Genomic DNA, 19007 nt, shown 5'->3' on the forward strand with positions numbered 1-19007 from the left:
GACGGCCGGTTCACTACGCCTTCTCCACTGCGACGCGGACCTTCACGCCGTCGCCGACGGTGCCCTCGAAGCCCTCCGGCGCGTCGCCGTAGGTCACCGACGTGGCCAGCGTTTCCGAGGCCACGAACTCCTCGAACTTCTTCACCGCGGCCACGACCTCGTCCGGCGCGTCGATCGTGAGCGCGATGCGGTCGGACACGTCGAGGCCGGCCTCGCGGCGGGCCTGCTGCACCACGCGCACCAGGTCACGGGCGATGCCCTCGTCGGCCAGGTCGGCCGTGACCTCGGTGTCGAGCTGCACCAGCCCGCTGCCGCCCGGCAGCTCGGCCGCCGCGCCGCCATCCTTGGCCACCAGGCGCCGCTCGTACTCGCCTTCGAGCAGCTCGACGCCTGCCGCCACCACGGCGCCGCCCGGGTTCGTCGTCCAGTCGCCGGCCTTCACGGCCTTGATGACCTTCTGCACGTCCTTGCCCAGCCGCGGCCCGGCCGCCCGCGCGTTCACGGCGACCTCGAACGAGCCGTGCGCCGCGACGTCGGTGGTCAGCTCGACCGACTTCACGTTCACCTCGTCGCGCAGGATGTCGGTGAACTCGCGCAGCGCCTCCACGTCCTCGGCCGCGACCAGCAGCTTCGCCAGCGGCAGCCGCACGCGCAGCTTGTTGGCCTTGCGCAGCGAGAGCGCCGTCGACGCCACCTGCCGCACGCGGTCCATGGCCGTGACCAGCGCCGCGTCGGCCGGCAGGTCGAGCGAGCTCGGCCAGTCGGTCAGGTGCACCGAACGGCCGCCGGTGAGGCCGCGCCACACCGTCTCGGTCGTGAGCGGCAGCAGCGGCGCGACGACACGGGAGGTCACCTCGAGCACCGTGTGCAGCGTGTCGATCGCGTCCTGGTCACCCGCCCAGAACCGGTCGCGCGAACGGCGCACGTACCAGTTCGTGAGCACCTCCAGGAAGTCGCGCACGGTCTGGCACGCGCCGGCGATGTCGTAGTTGTCCAGCGCGTACTCGACGTCCGTCACCAGCTCGTGGGTCTTCGCGAGCACGTAGCGGTCGAGCAGGTGCGCCGAATCCGTACGCCACCGGCCTTCCACGCCCTCGGCATTGGCGTAGAGGGCGAGGAAGTAGTACGAGTTCCACAGCGGCAGCACGGCCTGGCGCACCGCGTCGCGGATGCCCCGGTCGGTGACGACGAGGTTGCCGCCGCGCAGGATCGGGCTCGCCATGAGGTACCACCGCATGGCGTCGGACCCGTCGCGGTCGAACACCTCGGTCACGTCCGGGTAGTTCCGCAGCGACTTCGACATCTTCTGCCCGTCGGAGCCGAGCACGATGCCGTGGCTGATGCAGGTGCGGAACGCGGGCCGGTCGAACAACGCCGTCGCGAGCACGTGCAGCAGGTAGAACCAGCCGCGCGTCTGCCCGATGTACTCCACGATGAAGTCGCTCGGGTAGTGGTGCTCGAACCACTCGGCGTTCTCGAACGGGTAGTGCACCTGGGCATACGGCATCGAGCCCGAGTCGAACCACACGTCGAGCACCTCGGGCACGCGGCGCATGGTCGAGTTCCCGGTCGGGTCGTCCGGGTTCGGCCGGGTCAGCTCGTCGATGTACGGGCGGTGCAGGTTGTCCAGCCGCACCCCGAAATCGCGCTCGAGGTCGTCAAGGGAGCCGTAGACGTCGGTGCGCGGGTAGGTCGGGTCGTCCGACTGCCACACCGGGATCGGCGAACCCCAGTAGCGGTTGCGGGAGATCGACCAGTCGCGGGCGTTCTCCAGCCACTTGCCGAACTGGCCGTCCTTGACGTTGTCCGGGTACCACGTGATCTGCTGGTTGAGCTCGACCATGCGGTCCTTGAACTGCGTCACCGCGACGAACCACGACGACACCGCGCGGTAGATCAGCGGGTTGCGGCAGCGCCAGCAGTGCGGATACGGGTGCTCGTAAGTCTCGTGGCGCAACAGGATCGGGCTCTGCTGCGCGGCGGAACCCGTGCCGTTCTTGAGGTCGCGGATGATGTTCGGATTGGCCTCGAACACCTGCTGGCCCTCGTAGTCGGGCACGGTCGCGTCGAAGCGGCCGCGCGCGTCGACCGGGGTTGCCGGCGTGATGCCCGCGGCGTCGGTGACGACCTTGTCCTCTTCACCGTAGGCGGGCGCGATGTGCACGACGCCGGTGCCGTCTTCGGTCGTGACGTAGCCCGCCGACAGGACCCGGTGCGCGTTCTCCCGGCCGAGGAAGTACGGGAACGGTGGGGCGTAACGGTTTCCGAGCAGCTCCGCACCGGTGTAGTGCGCCACGACCGCGAGCTCTTCGCCGAGCTCGCGCGCGTACGCGCCGACGCGGGCTTCGGCGAGGAGGAACCGCTTGCCGGGGAAGTTCTCGCTCTCCACCACGACGTAGCGAACCTCGGGGTGCACGGCGGTGGCGAGGTTCGAGGGCAGCGTCCACGGCGTGGTCGTCCAGATGAGCAGGTACGTGCCGTCGAGCTCGTTCCCGTTGCCCTCCAAGCGGAACCCGACCGTGACGGCCGGGTCCTGGCGGGTGCGGTAGACGTCGTCGTCCATGCGCAGCTCGTGGTTGGACAGCGGCGTCTCGTCGCGCCAGCAGTAGGGCAGCACGCGGTAGCCCTCGTACACCAGCCCCTTGTCCCACAGCTGCTTGAACGCCCAGATGACCGACTCCATGTAGGGCAGGTCGAGCGTCTTGTAGTCGTTGTCGAAGTCGACCCAGCGCGCCTGGCGGGTGACGTACTCCTCCCACTCCTTGGTGTAGCGCAGCACGGACTCGCGGGAGGCGTCGTTGAACTTGGCGACCCCCATCGCCTCGATCTCTTCCTTCTCCGTGATGCCGAGCTGGCGCATCGCCTCGAGCTCGGCGGGCAGGCCGTGGGTGTCCCAGCCGAACCGGCGGTCGACGTGCTTGCCCTTCATCGTCTGGTAGCGCGGGACGATGTCCTTCACGTACCCGGTGAGCAGGTGCCCGTAGTGCGGCAGGCCGTTGGCGAAGGGCGGGCCGTCGTAGAACACGTACTCGTTGTCGCCGTTCGCCCCGGCCGGGCGCGCGTCGATCGAGGCCTGGAACGTCCGGTCGGTCTCCCAGTACTCGAGCACGCGCTGCTCCAGTGCGGGGAACGACGGCTGGGCCGGGACCGACGTCTCGCCGTCCACCTGGGCCTTCGGGTACATCGGGGTGCGCTCCTTGCGTTCGTCGCTCGCGTACGGACGACCGGTGCCTACCGGTCACCCACACGGGGACGAGACGCTCGCGCGTCACGCGGTACCACCCCGCTTGCCCGGCGTTCGTACTGCCGGGCCACTCGTTCATCGGCTGTGACGGGCCGCCCCGTCCGGGTCTACTGGGGACGCACGCGCCCCGTTCTTCCGGAGGCTCCCCGGTGATGGCCGGATCGACGCCTTACTGGTACCAGGTTAGCCCGGGCGCGCAACCGCGTTTGCGGTGGCCCGGGGTCCGGTCGTGACGGCGGCGAGGGCCGCGGCGGCGAGCCACAGCGCGGCGGCGATGACGCCGAGGGTGTGGAGGCCGTGGACGAAGGCCGGGTGGTTCGCCGGATCTCCCGCGACGGCGCCGAAAACGGCGACGCCCAGGGCTCCGGCGGCTTGGCGGGCGGCGTTGTTGACGCCGCCGGCGATGCCCGCGCGTTCGGGAGGCGCGTCGGTGACGGCGGCCGTCACGACGGCGGCGGTGAGCAGGCCCATGCCGGCGCCGAGGCCGAGGAGGGCGGGCAGGAGGGTGGGGTAGGTCGTCGCCGTGTCCACGCGCAGGAGTGCGCTGAGGCCGGCTGCGCCGAGGAGGAGTCCGGCGATGATCGGCGGGCGGGGGCCGAGTTTCGCGGTGAGGCGGCCGCTGAACGGGCCGAGCAGGACCAGTGGCAGGAAGAGCGGGAGCAGGGCGAGTCCTGCGTCGAGCGGTTTCAGGTGCAGCACGCTCTGCAGGTAAAGGGTGAAGACGAGGACCGCGCCGAGGCCGACGAAGTTCATGGCGGCGGAGATGGTCGTGGCGCCCGCCGTGCGGCGGGATTTGAGCAGGCCCAGGGGCAGCATCGGGTCGGCGGAGCGATGCTCGACCACGACGAATGTCGCTGCTGCCGTCACAGCGATGACGGCGGCGACGGGCTGGCGTCCGATGACGGCGTAGACGCCGGCGCCGAGGGCGAGGGCGGCCGTGGTGGCGCCGGGCAGGTCGATGCGGCCGGGTGTGCGGGCGCCGGGTTGGACCAGCTTCCGGACGGCGAGCGCCGCCGCCAAGACGATCGGCACGTTGAGCAGGAAGACGGGCCGCCAGCCGGCAAGGGAGACGAGCACCCCGCCGAGCAGCGGGCCGGCGGGCAAGGCGAGCGCTGACACGCCGGCCCAGATGCCGAGGGCGCGGGCTCGGGTGCTGGGATCCGGGCACTGCTGGTTGATCACGGCGAGCGTGCCCGGCAGCAGCAGCGCGGCACCGATCCCCTGGACGGCCCGGGCGGCGATCAGCCAGGACGCGGACTGGGCGAACCCGCACGCGGCGGACGCGACGCCGAACACCGCCAGCCCCGTGAGCACCACGCCGCGGTGGCCGAGGACGTCGCCCAGCGCGCCACCCGCGAGCAGCAACGCCGCGAGGACGACGGAGTAGCCGTCCACGACCCATTGCAGCGCGGTCAGTCCTGCGTGGAGCTGCTCGCCGAGGGTGGGGAGGGCGACGTTGACGACGGTGACGTCGAGCTGCACCAGGAACATCCCGGTGCACAGGGTGATCAGGAGCGCCGGTCTCATGGTGTCCAGTGGACCCCGTGGACGCTTCCGTCGCGGTGGAAGTGTCGCGGGTGCACCCTGGACGTCGTGGACGGAGACGCAGACATCGCCGCGACCGCGGCCCTCTTCGCCGACCCGGCGAGGGTCCGCGTGCTGCTTGCCCTCGGCGACGGCCGCGCGCTGGCCGCGTCGGTGCTGGCCGCCGAGGCGGGCCTGTCGGCCCAGGGCGCGAGCTCCCACCTGGCCAAGCTGCTGGACGCGGGGCTCGTCACGGCCGAACGCTCCGGCCGGCACCGCTTCTACCGTCTCGCCGGCCCGGCCCCGGAGCTGTTGGAGACGCTGGCGCGGTTCTCCCCGCCGCGACCGGTCCGTTCGCTGCGCGAAGGCACGCGGGCGGCCGCGTTGCGCACGGCGCGGACTTGCTACGACCACGTCGCCGGTCAGCTTGGCGTCGCCATCACGGCGGCCCTGGTTTCGCACGGCGCACTGATCACTGTGGACGGTGACCCGAGCACTGCGCGTCGGCCGGGTGACCGGATTTCCGCGCAGCTACGGGATCATCCGTATGCGTTGGGGCCTGCGGCTCCGACGGTGTTCACTTCTTTGGGCGTCGATCTTGCGGCGGCATCCGCGGCGCGGCGGCCGTTGTTGCGCTTCTGTCTGGATTGGAGCGAACAGCGGCACCACTTGGCGGGTGCGCTCGGTGCGGCCGTTGCGGAGCGGTTGTTGGACGCCGGCTGGCTGCGCCGCCGCACTCAGGCCCACCGCGCGGTCCGGCTGACGCCCGCGGGAAGCGCCGCGCTGGGCGAGATTCTGGGGATTTAGCGGCGCGGCCGGTCAGCGGTGCGCGGCGGCGAGGACGGCGTCGGGACCGCAGCGCGCGCACGGGGTGAAGCCGAGCTGGCGCGCTTCGCCGACGCCGATGGGGATGGTGTCGCGGCCGGAGAGCCAGGGGCAGTCGACGAGGTGGTAGCGGGGGTACTCGTCGACCACCACGACCAAGTCCTCGAGCTCCTTGACGACCGCCAGGTCCTCGGCGCTCGTGTTTTCCTCGGCGGGCGGGGTTTCGCGGACGGGCGCCTTTTCGGTGGCGGACGCGGTCGCTGTCTCGGCCGTCCCGGCGGTAGCGGTAGCGGCCGTCGCAGCCGTCACGGCGGTCGCGGTTTCGGTGGTCGCGGCGGTCGCCGACTCGGCGGTCGCGGTCTCCTTGGCTGCGGAGGTGTCCGCAGTGGCATCGCTGTCTGCAGCGGCTCCGGCCGGCTGAGGCGCGGGCGCGGTTTCGGACTCCGCCTCCGGTGCCGGCTCGATCTCGGGCTCGGGCACGTCGGCCGGGTTGCCGAGCTCGCCCCTCGAAGGCAGCAGCGCGGTCTGCTCGGCGTCGAAGTTCTCGACCTTGGCGGCCTTCTCACCCACTCCGGCGTCCTCGACGGCCGCCTTGGCCTCGCCCGGCTCGGGGCGGTTGCGCCGCCGCAGCCAGTCCACGAGCAGGATCAGCCCGGCGAGCACCGACAGGCCGATCGAGACCCACGCCCACAGCGAGCTTGCCGTGATGAGCGCCGTGACGAGCAGCGCGAGCGCCGCCAGCACCAGAACGAGGACGATGTAGAGCACGCTGAATTACAGCACGCGAAACCCGGATCCCGGGACACGACCCGCCCACGCCGGGTACTGCACCGGCTGCATTCCGTGGCCACTCCACCGCCGCACCCGCCCCCAAGATCCACACCACCCTCAGCGACGACCACCCACCACTCACCCGCCGTCCCCCAGTCGCCAAGCGGTTGATCATTTGCGCCGAACCGCACAAACCGGCGATCCACCACAACACCGGACCGACCGGGCGCGCCGCTCCCGCCGGTGTTCGGCGCCACCGCGGACCGCGGGCGCCACCAGCTTCGCCGCACCAACCGGCAGCACCCCGAACTCGCCCGGCGGTCGAGTACTCGCGCCGAGCCACAGCGCCCGGGCCGGGCACAACCCGAATCAGCCAGGACACCGCCCCGGCCGGCCACCGGGCGCGCGAGGCAAGCCGACCTGTGCCGGTCCGGCGCCGCCACCGACCACGGGTGCCACGACCACCCGCCAAGGAAGACCACTTTCACCCAGCCGCAAGACTCGCCCGGCGGTCGATCACCGGCGGCGGTGGCACCGCACCCGTCAAGCCCCGCTTGGGCGAGTCCTGCACGACCGCGACGGCACCTGGGGCGGGCACGCCGCGCGAACCGGCTAACCCGATCACTCCACCCGCGCAGCTCCACCGGGTCGGGCGCGTGAGGCTGCCAGCCGCGACCTGCTTCGGCGACCCCTGCACGGGCCCGCGACGGCACCTGGGTCGGGCGCAACGCCCGAACCGGCCAACCCGAACACTCCACCCGGCCGCACCCGACGAGCCGAAGCTCTCACGAGTCGGGTGCGTCGAGGGCACCTGCCGGCCGTGGGTCCCCGCGCTCGCCGAACCGGCCGGCTCCCAGCAACCGGCGCTCGCGAGTCGAGCGAGGCTCAGGTCACGGAAAGTCGGTCCGGACCCCGGGCGCGTCGGGCGCCGCCAAAGCGGACCGAGCGCACCCCGGTCTCGCAGAGCGCGAGCGGTCCGGCGCACTCCGTGCGCACCACTCCGAACCAATACCGGAAAATCGCCAGGCCACACCGGAAAAACTCGCGATCAAGGTCGGCCCGAACGGGCAGTTTCCCGACCCAAAAGCCCACCCCGAAATTCACGCTCGCGACATTCCGTGCGCATTCCATCACCGAATGCGCAGGGGCATTCCGGGGCCGTCGAAAACGCCGATCACGAATTGCCACTGACTGACTACCGAAAATGCGGAAACCGCAGGACGCCCGCCCTGTCGACGCGCATGACGAAGCCCCGCCGGATCCCGGGCAACCAGGATCAGGCGGGGCGTCAGCCAAGTCAGAGACTCAGACGAGCGAAGAACCTCAGCCGGCTTCGGCGCGGGGGCCGAAGGAGTAGCCCTGGCCGCTGTTGGAGCCGGAGGACTGGCCCGAGTTCGACGACGCCGAGGCCGGGGCCGCGGAGCCGCGATCGTCGAGTTCGCGCAGCTGGGACTCGAGGAAGCCGCGCAGGCGAGTGCGGTACTCGCGCTCGATGGTGCGCAGCTCTTCGATCTTCTTGCCCAGCGAACCCTTCTCGGCGTTCAGGTTGTTCATCGTCTCGGTGTACTTGCGCTGCGACTCGCGTTCCATGGTGGTCGCCTTGTCGCGCGCCTGGCGCTCGAGCGTCTCGGCGCGCGTACGCGCGTCGTTCAGCATGGTCTCGGCGCGGGTGCGCGCCTCGTTGACCATCGAGTCGGACTTCGCCCTGGCGTCGGAAAGCAGCTGCTCGGACTTGGTCCGCGCCTCCGCCAGCATGCCGTCGGACTCGGTCTTCGCCTCGGCGGTCAGCCGGTCGGCCATCTCCTGGGCGAGGCCGAGGACCTTGGCGGCCTGCACGTTCGGCTCACCACTGTCGCCGACCATCGAGTGCGCCTGCGTCTGCTCCATCGCCGAAGCCGGCGGCGGCACGGGCGCCAGGCGGCGGGACGGCTCGTCCCGCACCGGCGGAGGACCGCTCGCCTTCGCGTTCTCGAGCTCGCCCCGGGTCGATTCCAGCTCGTTGTCGAGCTGTTCGACCTGCTGACGCAGCTCGTTGTTGTCCTCGATCAACCGGGCAAGCTCGGTCTCCACCAAGTCGAGGAACGCGTCCACCTCGTCCTCGTTGTAGCCCCTCTTGCCGATGGGCGGCTTGCTGAACGCGACGTTATGCACGTCAGCGGGGGTCAACGACATCAGATCACCTCACGCACTCCATGGCCTGCAGGGTCCACCCAAGTTTCCCCGATCACCTGGGAGTTGCCAGTTGCATCGCGAAGAACACAACCAACAGCAGAACCATAATCGATAAGTCCAGTCCCATCCCGCCGATCCGAACCATCGGGATCATTCGTCTGAACAGACGAACCGGCGGGTCGGTCACTGTGTAGATGGTCTCGAGCGTGACCGCAACCCCTCCGGCGGGACGCCACTCTCGTGCGAAGGTCCGCACGAGCTCGATCACGATACGCGCCGTCAACAGAAGCCAGAAGGCGAACAGCACGTACCAGACCACCAGCCACACAGCATTCACTCGACCACTCTAGCGGGGGACGCCGGGGGAAGTCGCAGCAAGCGGCCCCGGCGTGGCGCCGAGTCGACAAAATCACGTCTGGCTGCGCCCAGCGGTCCGCCGGACTTCAGCCGCACTTCAGCTGCGCAGGAAAAGTCCGCCCTCGGCGATCCGCCGGCGGTCCTCCGCGGTCACGTCGACATCCGGCGGTGAGAGAAGGAACACCTTGTTGGTGACCTTGTCCATCGACCCCCGGAGCGCGAACGCGAGCCCCGCGGCGAAGTCGACGAGCCGCTTGGCGTCCGCGTTCTCCATCTCCGTGAGGTTGATGATCACGGGGATGCCCTCGCGGTAGTGCTCGCCGATCGCTCGCGCCTCGACATAGCTCGTCGGGTGCAGCGTGGTGATGCGGCTCAACGGATCGCGGACGGGTGCGCGCACGGGCTCGGTGACCGGCCGCAGCCGGGCGACGGGCTCGGGCTGGCGGTCCACGGCGAGAGCGCCGTGCGTAGTCGGTTCCGCAGCGGTGACCGACCGTGATCGGGCCCGCGGAGCGGGCTCGTCGTACGTGTCATCGGTCTCACGGTACCGTGAGCGCGATCGCGCCGGCGGCTCGTCGTAGGAGTCGTACTCGTCGTCGTAGTCACGCCGGTAGTCCTCGTCCTCGACGTCGTAGCCGTCCTCGTCCGCGGGCACCATCCCGAAGTAGGCCTTCAGCTTCTGCAGCGCGCTCATGCCTCTCCCTAGCCCTAACCGCTCCCGCACCGTGCTACCCCACCCGACCGATCACGAAACGTGACGGCCACGCGGACTCCCTACGGCGAGGCTAAACCGCGCCCACCGAGCAGTGCGGTTCCGACACGCACACACGTCGAGCCGTGCGTGATCGCCTGTTCGAGATCATGGCTCATCCCGGCGGAGACTTCTGCGGCAATCGGGTGATCTTTGCGAAGTCGCTCCGACACGTGGGCAAGCAGGGCAAAGGCCCTGCCCGGATCCTCTTCCCGGGGTGCGACGGCCATCACGCCACGCAACCTGAGCTCACCCACGTGAGTGATGTGGTCGGCGAGCGCGGCGACGTCGGACAGGGGTGTGCCGCCCCGCGCCGGGTCGCCGTCGAGGCTCACCTGGATCAGGACGTCGAGCGGATCGGCCCGCTCCCCCGCCTCCCGCGCGGTGCCCGCCGCGCGGCCCAGCGCGTCGGCCAGTCGCGCCGAGTCGACCGACTGGACTTCCGCCGCCCAGCGCACGACGGAGCGCGCCTTGTTGCGCTGCAGGCTGCCGACCATGTGCCAGCGCGGCGCGGCGTCGGGGCGCAGCTGCCCGACCTCCACGGCTTTGGGACCGGCCTCCTGGTCGCGGTTCTCGGCCAGGTAACGCAGCCCCAGATCCACGAGGAGCGCCGCGTCGGACGCCGGGAAGGTCTTGGTCACCCCGAGCAACCGCACCTCGTCACGCGCGCGTCCCGCGGCCGCGCACGCCGCGGCGATCCGGTCCACGATCGCGGCCAGCGAGGCCGCCAGCTCGTCCCGCCGGGCGGCCTCGTTCATGCCGCCTCCGGTGTTTCGCGGGACACCCGCACCCGGTCGGTGGCACGAGCAGGCCGGCACGATCCGGTACTCACGCCGCCTCCAGCCACGTGATCCCGGCGATCCGGCCGGTGGTCCCGTCGCGGCGGTAGCTGAAGAGCGTCTTGTCCTCCGCCGTGCACCGCGGATCCACGCCGATGCGCCCGACACCGAGCCCGGCCAGCTGACGCCACAGCCCGGCGCGCAGGTCGAGCCCCGCCGTGCCCTGGCGGGTCTTGCAGGCGCTTCCGGGCACGTGCTTCTCGACGTCGGCCGCCATGTCGGCGGGCACCTCGTAACACGCACCGCAGATCGCCGGGCCGAGCAGTGCCTCGATGCGGGCCGGTTCGGCGCCGAGGCCGCGCATGGCCTCCACCGCCGCCGGGACCACGCCGATGCGCGCGCCCGCGCGTCCGGCGTGCACCGCCGCGACCACGCCCGCCTCGGGGTCGGCCAGCAGCAGCGGCACGCAGTCGGCGACGAGGACCACGAGCGCGACGCCCGGCTTGTCCGTCACCAGCGCGTCGGTGGCCTCCGCCGCCCGGGTCTCTGTGCCGTCCACCACGGTGGCCGTGCGGCCGTGCACCTGCTCCATCCACGCCAGCCGCTCCTCCGCCAGGCCGAGCTCGGAAGCCAGCCGCTTGCGGTTCGCGAAGACGTTGCCCTCTTCGTCCCCGACGTGGTCGCCGAGGTTGAAGCTGTCGTACGGCGGCCGGGAAGCCCCGCCCGCCCTGGTCGTCACGACTCGTCGTACTCGCACCCGGCCATCCTTCCAAAGCACGCCAGAACACGCCGAAGGCCACCTCGACGTCGGTCGAGGTGGCCTTCGGCCGCGATCCTGGATTTCCTACCGGCGCATGAACGGCGGCACGTCGACCTCGTCGTCCGACGGGTCGTCGTGCACCGTGGCCGGACGGCTCGGCAGGCTGCCGGACGTGGGCCCGGAGCCGATCGGCGAGTAACCGCGCGAGCCGCCGCCCGGCTGGGGCAGGCCGCCCGGCGGGGTGCCGGGCTGTGGCAGCGGCGGCTGGGTGCGCGGCGGCGCCACCGGGTACCCGGAGCTGCTCGCCGGCGGCACCGGCGTGGCGCCACCCGACGGAGCGGGCGACTGTGAGCCGCCCACGTGCCCGGCCGAGGCCGACGCCGTGGTGCCGCCCGAGCGCGAGCCGAACGCCGGCGGGTCGAGCTTCTTGTGCGTGGGCGCGCCGGCGTCGAAGCCGGCCGCGATCACCGTGACGCGGACCTCGTCGCCGAGGGAGTCGTCGATGATCGTGCCGAAGATGATGTTGGCGTCGGGGTGCGCCGACTCCTGCACCAGCGACGCGGCCTCGTTGATCTCGAACAGGCCCAGGTCGGAGCCGCCCGCGATCGACAGCAGCGCGCCGTGGGCGCCGTCCATCGACGCTTCGAGCAGCGGCGAGTTGATCGCCTTCTCCGCCGCCTGGATGGCGCGGCCCTCACCGCGTGCGGACCCTATCCCCATGAGCGCGGACCCCGCGCCGGACATCACGCTCTTCACGTCGGCGAAGTCGAGGTTGATCAGACCGGGCGTGGTGATCAGATCGGTGATGCCCTGGACACCGGACAGCAGCACCTCGTCGGCCGACCGGAACGCGTCCATGAGGGACACGCCGATGTCGCCGAGCTGCAGCAGCCGGTCGTTCGGGATCACGATCAGCGTGTCGCACTCGTTGCGCAGCGACTGGATGCCGTCCTCGGCCTGCTTGCCGCGGCGCTTGCCCTCGAAGGTGAACGGGCGGGTCACCACGCCGATGGTCAGCGCGCCCAGCTTGCGGGCGATCTGCGCGACAACGGGGGCGCCACCGGTGCCGGTGCCACCGCCCTCGCCGGCGGTCACGAACACCATGTCGGCGCCCTTGATGACCTCTTCGATCTCCTCGCGGTGGTCCTCGGCGGCCTTCTGCCCCACTTCGGGGGCGGCGCCGGCACCAAGACCGCGCGTCAGCTCGCGGCCGATGTCGAGCTTGACGTCGGCGTCGGACATGAGCAGTGCTTGCGCGTCGGTGTTCACCGCAATGAACTCGACGCCCTTGAGGCCGACCTCGATCATCCGGTTCACGGCGTTCACGCCGCCGCCGCCGATGCCGACGACCTTGATCACCGCAAGGTAGTTGTGCGGGGGCGTCATCGTGGCCGCCTTCCTGATCGTGATGTGCTCGTGCTGCCCGCCGGGGCCGCAACCCTGACCCTCAACCCGAGAATGAGAGTTATGTCAACCACCGGCGTTAGAGCAGGACGGTAGGCACCAGGCAGGCTCTAATCCAGTAGCCACGCCGTGTGCCGCAAAGGTGTTTTGCCACAACGCGAACGAGTGCGCAAGGCCGGGAACCCGATCACCCCGTGATCCACTCGTCTGCTATGGCACCCGGAAAACACCAGAGCGGCGGCACCGGCGGGAAACCGGTACCGCCACTCCCGGCAGGTCAGCACGAGATCAGGCGGGCATCGACATCACGAGAACCACGTCATCCGAAGGCTTTCCGGTCGGCGAGCCGCCGGCCTGCTCCACGCTGATCGCGAACTGATTCGCGCTGGCCAGCCCGTCGGCCACCACCAGCGAACCCGCGGGTCCGCCCGGCAGCAGCCCGGCCGGGCGCGGCGCGAGGTTCGGGCCCATCAGCCACGCCTGGTAGACGTGCCCCGCGGGATACGGCGGCAGGTCCGATTCCATGAACATCATGCGGTCGAGCTGCTTCGACACGACCACCGTGCCCCCGCCCCCGCCGGGCGCGGTGCCGTGGATCGCCTGCGCGTCCGGCGCGGCCAGGATGTCCGCGACGGGCTGGTAGCGCACGCGCGCCTGGTCCAGCTGCGACTGCGCCGCGTCGAGGCGCCCCTGCGTGGTCACCGCGAGCCCGCCGAACACACCGGCGAGCGCGAGGCCCACGACCGCGGCCGCCGTGGCCAGGATCAGCGGCCAGCGGCGCCGGCCGCGCGAACGCTCCCCGGGCTCCGGCCCGGACAACGGCGGCAGCTGCGGTGTCGAGCGCATCTCGGCGAGCACGCGCTGCTTCAACGACGCGGGCGGCTCCTCGGCCATCGCCGCGCCGAGCCGGGCCGCGGTGGCCCGCAGCTCGCGGACCTCCTGTGCGCAGGCCACACACTGCTCGAGGTGCCGGCGGAACAGGGCGCGCTCGGTGTCCGACAGGGCGTTGAGCGCGTACGCACCGGTCAACGTGTGCATCTCCGGCGAGTTCACGCGGTCACCCCCAGGCAGTCGCGCAGCCGGATCAGCCCGTCGCGCACCCTCGTCTTGATCGTCCCCTGCGGAGTCGCCAGCACGTCGGCGACCTCGCGGTAGGTGTAGCCCTGGTAGTACGCCAGGAGCACCGACTCGCGCTGCAGCTCCGTGAGCGACTTGAGGCAGCGGCGCACCTGCGAGCGCTCCAGCCGGGCGGTGACCGACTCGGCCACCTCGTCGAACGGCCGGCCGCGCGCGGCCTCGAACGTCGCCTTCTGCTCGCGTTCGGTGCCGGCCCGCGCGGACCGCACGCGGTCCACGGCGCGGCGGTGTGCCAGTGTCATCGCCCAGTTGAGCGCGCTGCCCTTCTCGGGCGAGTAGCGCGTGGCGGTCTTCCAGAGCTCGACGAGCACCTCCTGCGTCACCTCCTCCGACTGCGCCGAGTCGCGCACGATCCGCCGCACGAGGCCGTAGACCGGTCCCGCGAGCTGGTCGTAGAGCAGCTCGAACGCGCGCTCGTCGCCCTTGGCGACCTGGGCCATGAGGTCTTCGGCGGTGGGCGCCGCCTGCTCGGCGCCCACCGGCACGGCCGCGACCGGGCGCGGGCGGGCGGTCTCATCCATGGAGCGCTCCTGACGAGTTCTGCGGGGTCCGGGTGGCCACCGGGGCCTTGCGCAGCCACAACGTGACGCCGTGGCGGCGGATCAGGGCCGCCACGCGCTGCGGCTGCAGGGGCCGGCCGAGCACGAGCCGCGCGAGCGAACGCGGGCCGGCCGGCCTCCGGACTCCTCGCAGCGTAGCGAGCAACGGCGCGGTGTCACTGTTTTGGGCACGGTGATGCAAGGCGACGGTGAGGTCAAGCAGCGCGTCAGGCCGCGGCAGGCGCATGCGGTACTCCCCCGCCATCTCCTGGAACGGTGACACGTAGAACTCCTTCTCGGCGCGGGACTCGCCCGCCGCGTCGGGGCGAAGCAGGTACGCGTGCCGGCCGCCGTAGGTGTTGTGGACCTCGGTGACGACGCACTCGAGCGCCCCGTCCGGTGTGTGGCACCAGTAGACGGTGATCGGGTTGAACACGTACCCCAGCACGCGCGCCGACGCGAGCATCGTCACCGGCCCGCCGCGCAGGTCCACCCTGCGGTCGGCGAGCCAGCGGTCCAGTTTGGACCGGATGCCGCCCGCGTCGCCGGGGTCGAAGTGGTCGCGGCCGTCGAAGGTCGCGAAGGGGCGCAGCCACCACGGCAGCCGCGGCGGCGAGTCGAGGTCGGTCAGCCACAGGTACAGCTTGTGCACGAACGCGTGCGGCGGGTCGGCGCGGCGCACGTGGCCGACCGTGGCGTCGTACAGCGCGGCGGTCACCAGCCCACCCCGAAGCTCCCGGCCGCGCGGACGCCCGACGAGCAGCCGTCCTCGTGGAACCCCCAGCCGTGGTAGGCGCCGGCGTAGGCGATCACCCTGTCGTTCAACGCGGCGAGCTTCCGTTGCGCCGCAACCGATTCCGGCGTGTACACAGGATGCTCGTACGTCATCTTCGCGACGACGGACGACGCGTCGGGCTCGGCCCGCGGATTGAGCGTGACGACGTAGCCGGTGGGTTCGTCGAGGCGCATCAGGCGGTTCATGTCGTAGCTCACCTGCACGGCGTCGCTGCCCGCGCCGCACACGGGCGTGCGGTAGTTCCAGCCGGACCGCGCGGCCTCGGCGTGCGGCAGCACACTCGTGTCGGTGTGCAGCCAGGCGTCGTTGCGGGAATAGCGGAACGCGCCGAGCACCTCGCGCTCGGCGGGCGTCGGGTCGGCCAGCAGCCGCAGCGCCTGGTCGGCGTGGGTGGCGACCACGACGCGGTCGACGCGGTGGCGGGTGTCGGCGTCGTCGCGGATCTCGATGCCACGCGCGGTCCGCCGCACCGAGCGCACCGGCGTGGACAGGTGCACGGCGGTGAGCTGCTTCGCGGCCAGCTCCACGTACTCGCGCGAGCCGCCCTCGACCGTCCGCCACGCCGGCGAGTTCTTCACCGTGAGCATCCCGTGGTTGCGCAGGAACTCGAACAGGTAGCGCGCCGGGTACTTCAGCGTGTCGGTGCGGTCGGCGGACCAGACGGTGGACACGAGCGGCAGCACGAAGTGGTCCACGAAGTAGCGCGAGTACCCGCCGATCGCGAGGAACGCGCCGAGGCCCACGTCGCCGGCGTCCTCGCGCTGCAGCAGCCGCGCCGCGTGCCAGTGGAAGCGCTTGACCTCCGTGAGCATGCGCAGGTAGCGATGGTCGGTGGCGTTGCGCCGCTGCGCGAACAGGCCGCGCACGCCCTTCGCGCCGGCGTACTCGAGGCCGCAGCCGTCGCAGCGGATGCTCATCGACATCTCGGTCTCGCGGGTGCGCACACCGAGCTCGCCGAACAGGCGCAGCAGCGTCGGGTACGTGCGTTCGTTGTGGACGATGAAGCCGGAGTCCACGCCGATCGTGCCGCCGTGGGCGCTGGGCACGTCGTGGGTGTGGGCGTGCCCGCCGAGCCGCGGGTCGGCTTCGAACAGCAGCACCTCGTAGCGGCGCTGCAGCAAGTAGGCGGCGGTGAGGCCGGCGACCCCGCTGCCGATGACAGCGATGCGGTGTCCTGTGGGGTGTCCCGTGGTCTGGTGCACGGCAGGGATTCGGGACCGGTGCCGATGTGGATTGGTGGGAATCGGGACCCATCCGCGCGGCGGAGGGCTCCGAACCCCGGGTATGCCGAACAGCACCGCGAACCGCTTGGCCACCTTCGTCGAACGCCTCCTCGGCGCGCCGCTGCCGATCGCCGTCCGCACGTGGGACGGCGAGCGCGTGGGTCCCGAGGGCCCGACCGTCGTCCTGAAGAACCGCCGCGCGCTGCGCCGGCTGCTCTACGCACCGGGCGAGCTGGGCCTGGCGCGCGCGTACGTGTCGGGCGACCTCGACGTGGAAGGAGACCTCACCGAGGGGTTCCGGCGGATCTGGGCGCTGACCCGCTCGGGCGAGCTGAGGAGGGTGCAGCTCGCCCCGCGGGACTGGGCCGGTGCGGCCGGGCTCGCCGCGCTCCTGGGCGTGCTGGGCCCGCCGCCGAAACCGCCGGTGGAGGAGGCGAGGCTGACCGGCGTGCTGCACAGCCTGCGGCGCGACCGGTCGGCCATCGCCCACCACTACGACCTGTCCAACGCCTTCTACCAGCTGCTGCTCGACGACTCGATGGCCTACTCGTCGGGCTACTGGACGTCCGGAAACCCACCTGCACCCGGCTACGGCCTCGCGCAGGCGCAGCACGACAAGCTGGAGCTGATCTGCCGCAAGCTCGGCCTGCGCCCCGGCATGCGGCTGCTCGACGTCGGCTGTGGCTGGGGTTCGCTGCTGGTGCACGCGGCCAAGCACCACGGCGTGCACGCGGTGGGCGTGACGCTGTCGGCGGAGCAAGTGCAGTACGTGCGAGGGCGCCTGGCCCAGCACGACCTCGAAGACCGTGTCGAGGTGCGGCAGCAGGACTACCGGGAGCTGACCGACGGGCCGTTCGACGCCGTCGCGTCGGTCGAGATGGGCGAGCATGTCGGCGAAGAGAACTATCCGACGTACGCGAATACGCTGTTCCGCATGCTCAACCCGGCCGGGCGGCTCGTGCTGCAGCAGATGTCGCGCGGGCGCGCCGGGGACACAGCGCCCGGCGGCGGCGCGTTCATCGAGCGCTACATCGCCCCGGACATGACGATGCGGCCGCTGAGCCGCACGCTCGGGCACCTCGAGACGGCCGGGTTCGAGATCCGCGACGTGCACGCGCTGCGCGAGCACTACGTGACGACCGTGCGCGAGTGGGCCGAGACCCTGGAGTTCCACTGGGCCGAGGCCGTCGCGCTGGTCGGCGAGGTGGAGGCGCGCGTGTGGCGGCTCTACCTCGTCGGCGGCGCGCTGGCGTTCGAGGAGAACCGCATGGGCGTGGACCAGATCCTGGCCGTGCGGCCCACCGAAACCGGCGGCAGCGAGCTGCCGTCCACGCGGGAGTGGGCGTGATCGGCCTCGGCCCGCTCGTCGCGATCACCGCCGGCGTGGTGCTGGTGGCGGTGACGGTGACGTTCGGGATCGCCCGCCTGCGCGGCCGCTACGACACCATCGACACGTTCTGGGGGCTCGGGTTCGCCCTGGTCGCCGTGGTCGCGTTCCCGCTGGGCAGCGGACCACTCGTGCTGCGGCTGGTCACGGCCGCGCTCACGGTCGTGTGGGGCGTGCGGCTCGCCGTCCACCTGCACGTGCGCAACCGCGGCGGTGGCGAGGACCCGCGCTACCAGCGGATGGTCGAGCGCGCCGGCGACAACCCCGGGGTGCGGATCTTCGTCCGCGTCTACCTCCTGCAGGCCGTGATCCTCTGGTTCGTCTCGCTGCCGGTGCAGTTCGCGATGTACGGCACCGGCCTCGGCGTGCTCGGCTGGATCGGCGTCGCGGTGTGGGTGCTCGGCTTCACGTTCGAGTCCGTCGGCGACGCCCAGCTGAGCCGCTTCCGCGCGGACCCGGGCAACCGCGGTGAGGTGCTCGACACCGGGCTGTGGCGCTACACGCGGCACCCGAACTACTTCGGCGACGCCTGCGTGTGGTGGGGCCTTTACCTGCTGGCGTGCTCGACGTGGCCCGGCGCGGCGACGGTCCTCTCGCCGATCGCCATGACGTTCACCCTCGCCCGCGGCACCGGGAAACCGATACTGGAGAAGGGCATGGCGCGCACGCGGCCGGGCTACGCGACGTACGTGGAGCGCACCAGCGGGTTCTTCCCGTTGCCGCCGAAGAAGCTCACTCGCCGGTGAGACCGTCGGTCAGCTCGCGCAGCAGGTCGAGGTGGCCGAGGTGGCGGGAGGTCTCCTCGATCATGTGCGTCACGACCCAGCGCACGTTGAGCTGCCGGTCGCCTTTGAAGAGCACGGTGTCGGTGAACTCGCGCGCCGCCACGACCTCGCGGCAGCGCGCGACCTCGGCTTCGTAGCCGGCCACGAGCTGCTCGATCGGGGTCGTCAGCGCCACGCGGAACTCGGCGTCGCGGTCGAGCTCCAGAGCCTCTTCCCACTCGTCGGTTTGACCGTCGAGCACCACGCGGAACCAGTAGTTCTCCACGAGCGTGAGGTGCCCGAGCAGGCCGGCAATGGTGGTCAGCTCGCTGGGCAGGTGGCGGCGGCGGGCCTGCTCGTCGGTGAGCCCGCCGCACTTCCACACGACGCTCGCGCGGAGGAAGTCGAGGAAACCGGTGAGCTGGGTGCGCTCGTCGGCGTCCATGGGCGGGTCGGGGCGTTCCGGTGGCGTGGTCACGAGGTGCAGCCTTCCGCACCGGGCAACCTTTTTTCGTCAGATATATTGCGCGCAATCTGATTGCGCACTATCTTCATGGAAGGCGAACCACAGCGA

17 protein-coding genes are annotated in these 19007 nt (G+C 71.3%); 3 read left to right on the forward strand and 14 right to left on the reverse strand.

From position 1 onward, the window contains the following. Positions 1-13 precede the first annotated feature (13 nt). Both ileS and K1T34_RS52560 read right to left on the reverse strand, forming a co-directional pair. A complete protein-coding gene (ileS, locus tag K1T34_RS52555; protein WP_220242213.1) occupies positions 14-3184 on the reverse strand; it encodes an isoleucine--tRNA ligase in 3171 nt (1056 codons plus the stop codon). A 243-nt stretch (positions 3185-3427) separates the two neighbouring features. Continuing rightward, positions 3428-4771, reverse strand: coding sequence for an MFS transporter (locus K1T34_RS52560; RefSeq protein WP_220242214.1), 1344 nt, complete (start codon positions 4769-4771; stop codon positions 3428-3430). Positions 4772-4837: 66 nt separating this feature from the next. Between K1T34_RS52560 and K1T34_RS52565 the strand changes: the two genes are divergently transcribed. Then, a complete protein-coding gene (locus tag K1T34_RS52565) occupies positions 4838-5575 on the forward strand; it encodes a helix-turn-helix transcriptional regulator (protein WP_220242215.1) in 738 nt (245 codons plus the stop codon). Positions 5576-5587: 12 nt separating this feature from the next. Here the strand turns inward: K1T34_RS52565 and K1T34_RS52570 are convergent, their stop codons facing one another. The 11 genes from K1T34_RS52570 to K1T34_RS52620 all read right to left on the reverse strand — a co-directional run bounded on the left by K1T34_RS52570 (position 5588) and on the right by K1T34_RS52620 (position 16261). Continuing rightward, positions 5588-6361 carry a hypothetical protein gene (locus K1T34_RS52570; RefSeq protein WP_220242216.1) on the reverse strand — a complete coding sequence of 258 codons (774 nt, stop codon included), beginning with the start codon at positions 6359-6361 and terminating at the stop codon, positions 5588-5590. Between the two features lie 1326 nt (positions 6362-7687). Next, positions 7688-8536 (reverse strand): DivIVA domain-containing protein, encoded by an 849-nt coding sequence (locus K1T34_RS52575; RefSeq protein ID WP_220242217.1) that lies wholly within the window; start codon positions 8534-8536, stop codon positions 7688-7690. A 52-nt stretch (positions 8537-8588) separates the two neighbouring features. After that, a complete protein-coding gene (locus tag K1T34_RS52580; RefSeq protein ID WP_091616814.1) occupies positions 8589-8864 on the reverse strand; it encodes a YggT family protein in 276 nt (91 codons plus the stop codon). A 126-nt stretch (positions 8865-8990) separates the two neighbouring features. Then, positions 8991-9587, reverse strand: a complete 597-nt coding sequence (locus K1T34_RS52585) for a cell division protein SepF (protein ID WP_220242218.1) — start codon at positions 9585-9587, stop codon at positions 8991-8993. Between the two features lie 80 nt (positions 9588-9667). After that, positions 9668-10402, reverse strand: coding sequence for a YggS family pyridoxal phosphate-dependent enzyme (locus tag K1T34_RS52590; RefSeq protein ID WP_220242219.1), 735 nt, complete (start codon positions 10400-10402; stop codon positions 9668-9670). 70 nt (positions 10403-10472) lie between these two features. Then, positions 10473-11180: a peptidoglycan editing factor PgeF gene (pgeF, locus tag K1T34_RS52595; protein ID WP_220242220.1), complete on the reverse strand. Its 708-nt coding sequence runs from the start codon at positions 11178-11180 to the stop codon at positions 10473-10475. Between the two features lie 87 nt (positions 11181-11267). Next, positions 11268-12569 carry a cell division protein FtsZ gene (gene ftsZ, locus K1T34_RS52600; protein ID WP_220242221.1) on the reverse strand — a complete coding sequence of 434 codons (1302 nt, stop codon included), beginning with the start codon at positions 12567-12569 and terminating at the stop codon, positions 11268-11270. A 306-nt stretch (positions 12570-12875) separates the two neighbouring features. After that, complete coding sequence (locus K1T34_RS52605) at positions 12876-13640, reverse strand: anti-sigma factor domain-containing protein (protein ID WP_220242222.1); 765 nt, start codon at positions 13638-13640, stop codon at positions 12876-12878. Beyond that, positions 13637-14245 (reverse strand): ECF RNA polymerase sigma factor SigK, encoded by a 609-nt coding sequence (gene sigK, locus K1T34_RS52610; protein ID WP_220242223.1) that lies wholly within the window; start codon positions 14243-14245, stop codon positions 13637-13639. The genes K1T34_RS52605 and sigK overlap by 4 nt, the downstream gene beginning before the upstream one ends. Then, a complete protein-coding gene (locus tag K1T34_RS52615) occupies positions 14238-14984 on the reverse strand; it encodes a DUF1365 domain-containing protein (protein WP_220247872.1) in 747 nt (248 codons plus the stop codon). Before K1T34_RS52615 ends, sigK begins: the two co-directional genes overlap by 8 nt. Next, complete coding sequence (locus K1T34_RS52620) at positions 14978-16261, reverse strand: NAD(P)/FAD-dependent oxidoreductase (protein ID WP_220242224.1); 1284 nt, start codon at positions 16259-16261, stop codon at positions 14978-14980. Before K1T34_RS52620 ends, K1T34_RS52615 begins: the two co-directional genes overlap by 7 nt. 82 nt (positions 16262-16343) lie before the next feature. On the opposite strand from K1T34_RS52620, the gene K1T34_RS52625 reads away from it, so the two are divergent. Continuing rightward, positions 16344-17630: a cyclopropane-fatty-acyl-phospholipid synthase family protein gene (locus K1T34_RS52625; RefSeq protein WP_220242225.1), complete on the forward strand. Its 1287-nt coding sequence runs from the start codon at positions 16344-16346 to the stop codon at positions 17628-17630. Next, positions 17630-18415 (forward strand): DUF1295 domain-containing protein, encoded by a 786-nt coding sequence (locus K1T34_RS52630; protein WP_220247873.1) that lies wholly within the window; start codon positions 17630-17632, stop codon positions 18413-18415. Before K1T34_RS52625 ends, K1T34_RS52630 begins: the two co-directional genes overlap by 1 nt. Here K1T34_RS52630 and K1T34_RS52635 read toward each other — a convergent pair. Continuing rightward, on the reverse strand, positions 18402-18911 hold the full coding sequence (locus K1T34_RS52635; protein ID WP_220242226.1) for a DinB family protein: 510 nt from the start codon (positions 18909-18911) through the stop codon (positions 18402-18404). The genes K1T34_RS52630 and K1T34_RS52635 overlap by 14 nt on opposite strands. Between the last annotated feature and the right edge of the window lie 96 nt (positions 18912-19007).

This window comes from Amycolatopsis sp. DSM 110486 (assembly GCF_019468465.1).
Taxonomy (GTDB): Bacteria; Actinomycetota; Actinomycetes; order Mycobacteriales; family Pseudonocardiaceae; genus Amycolatopsis.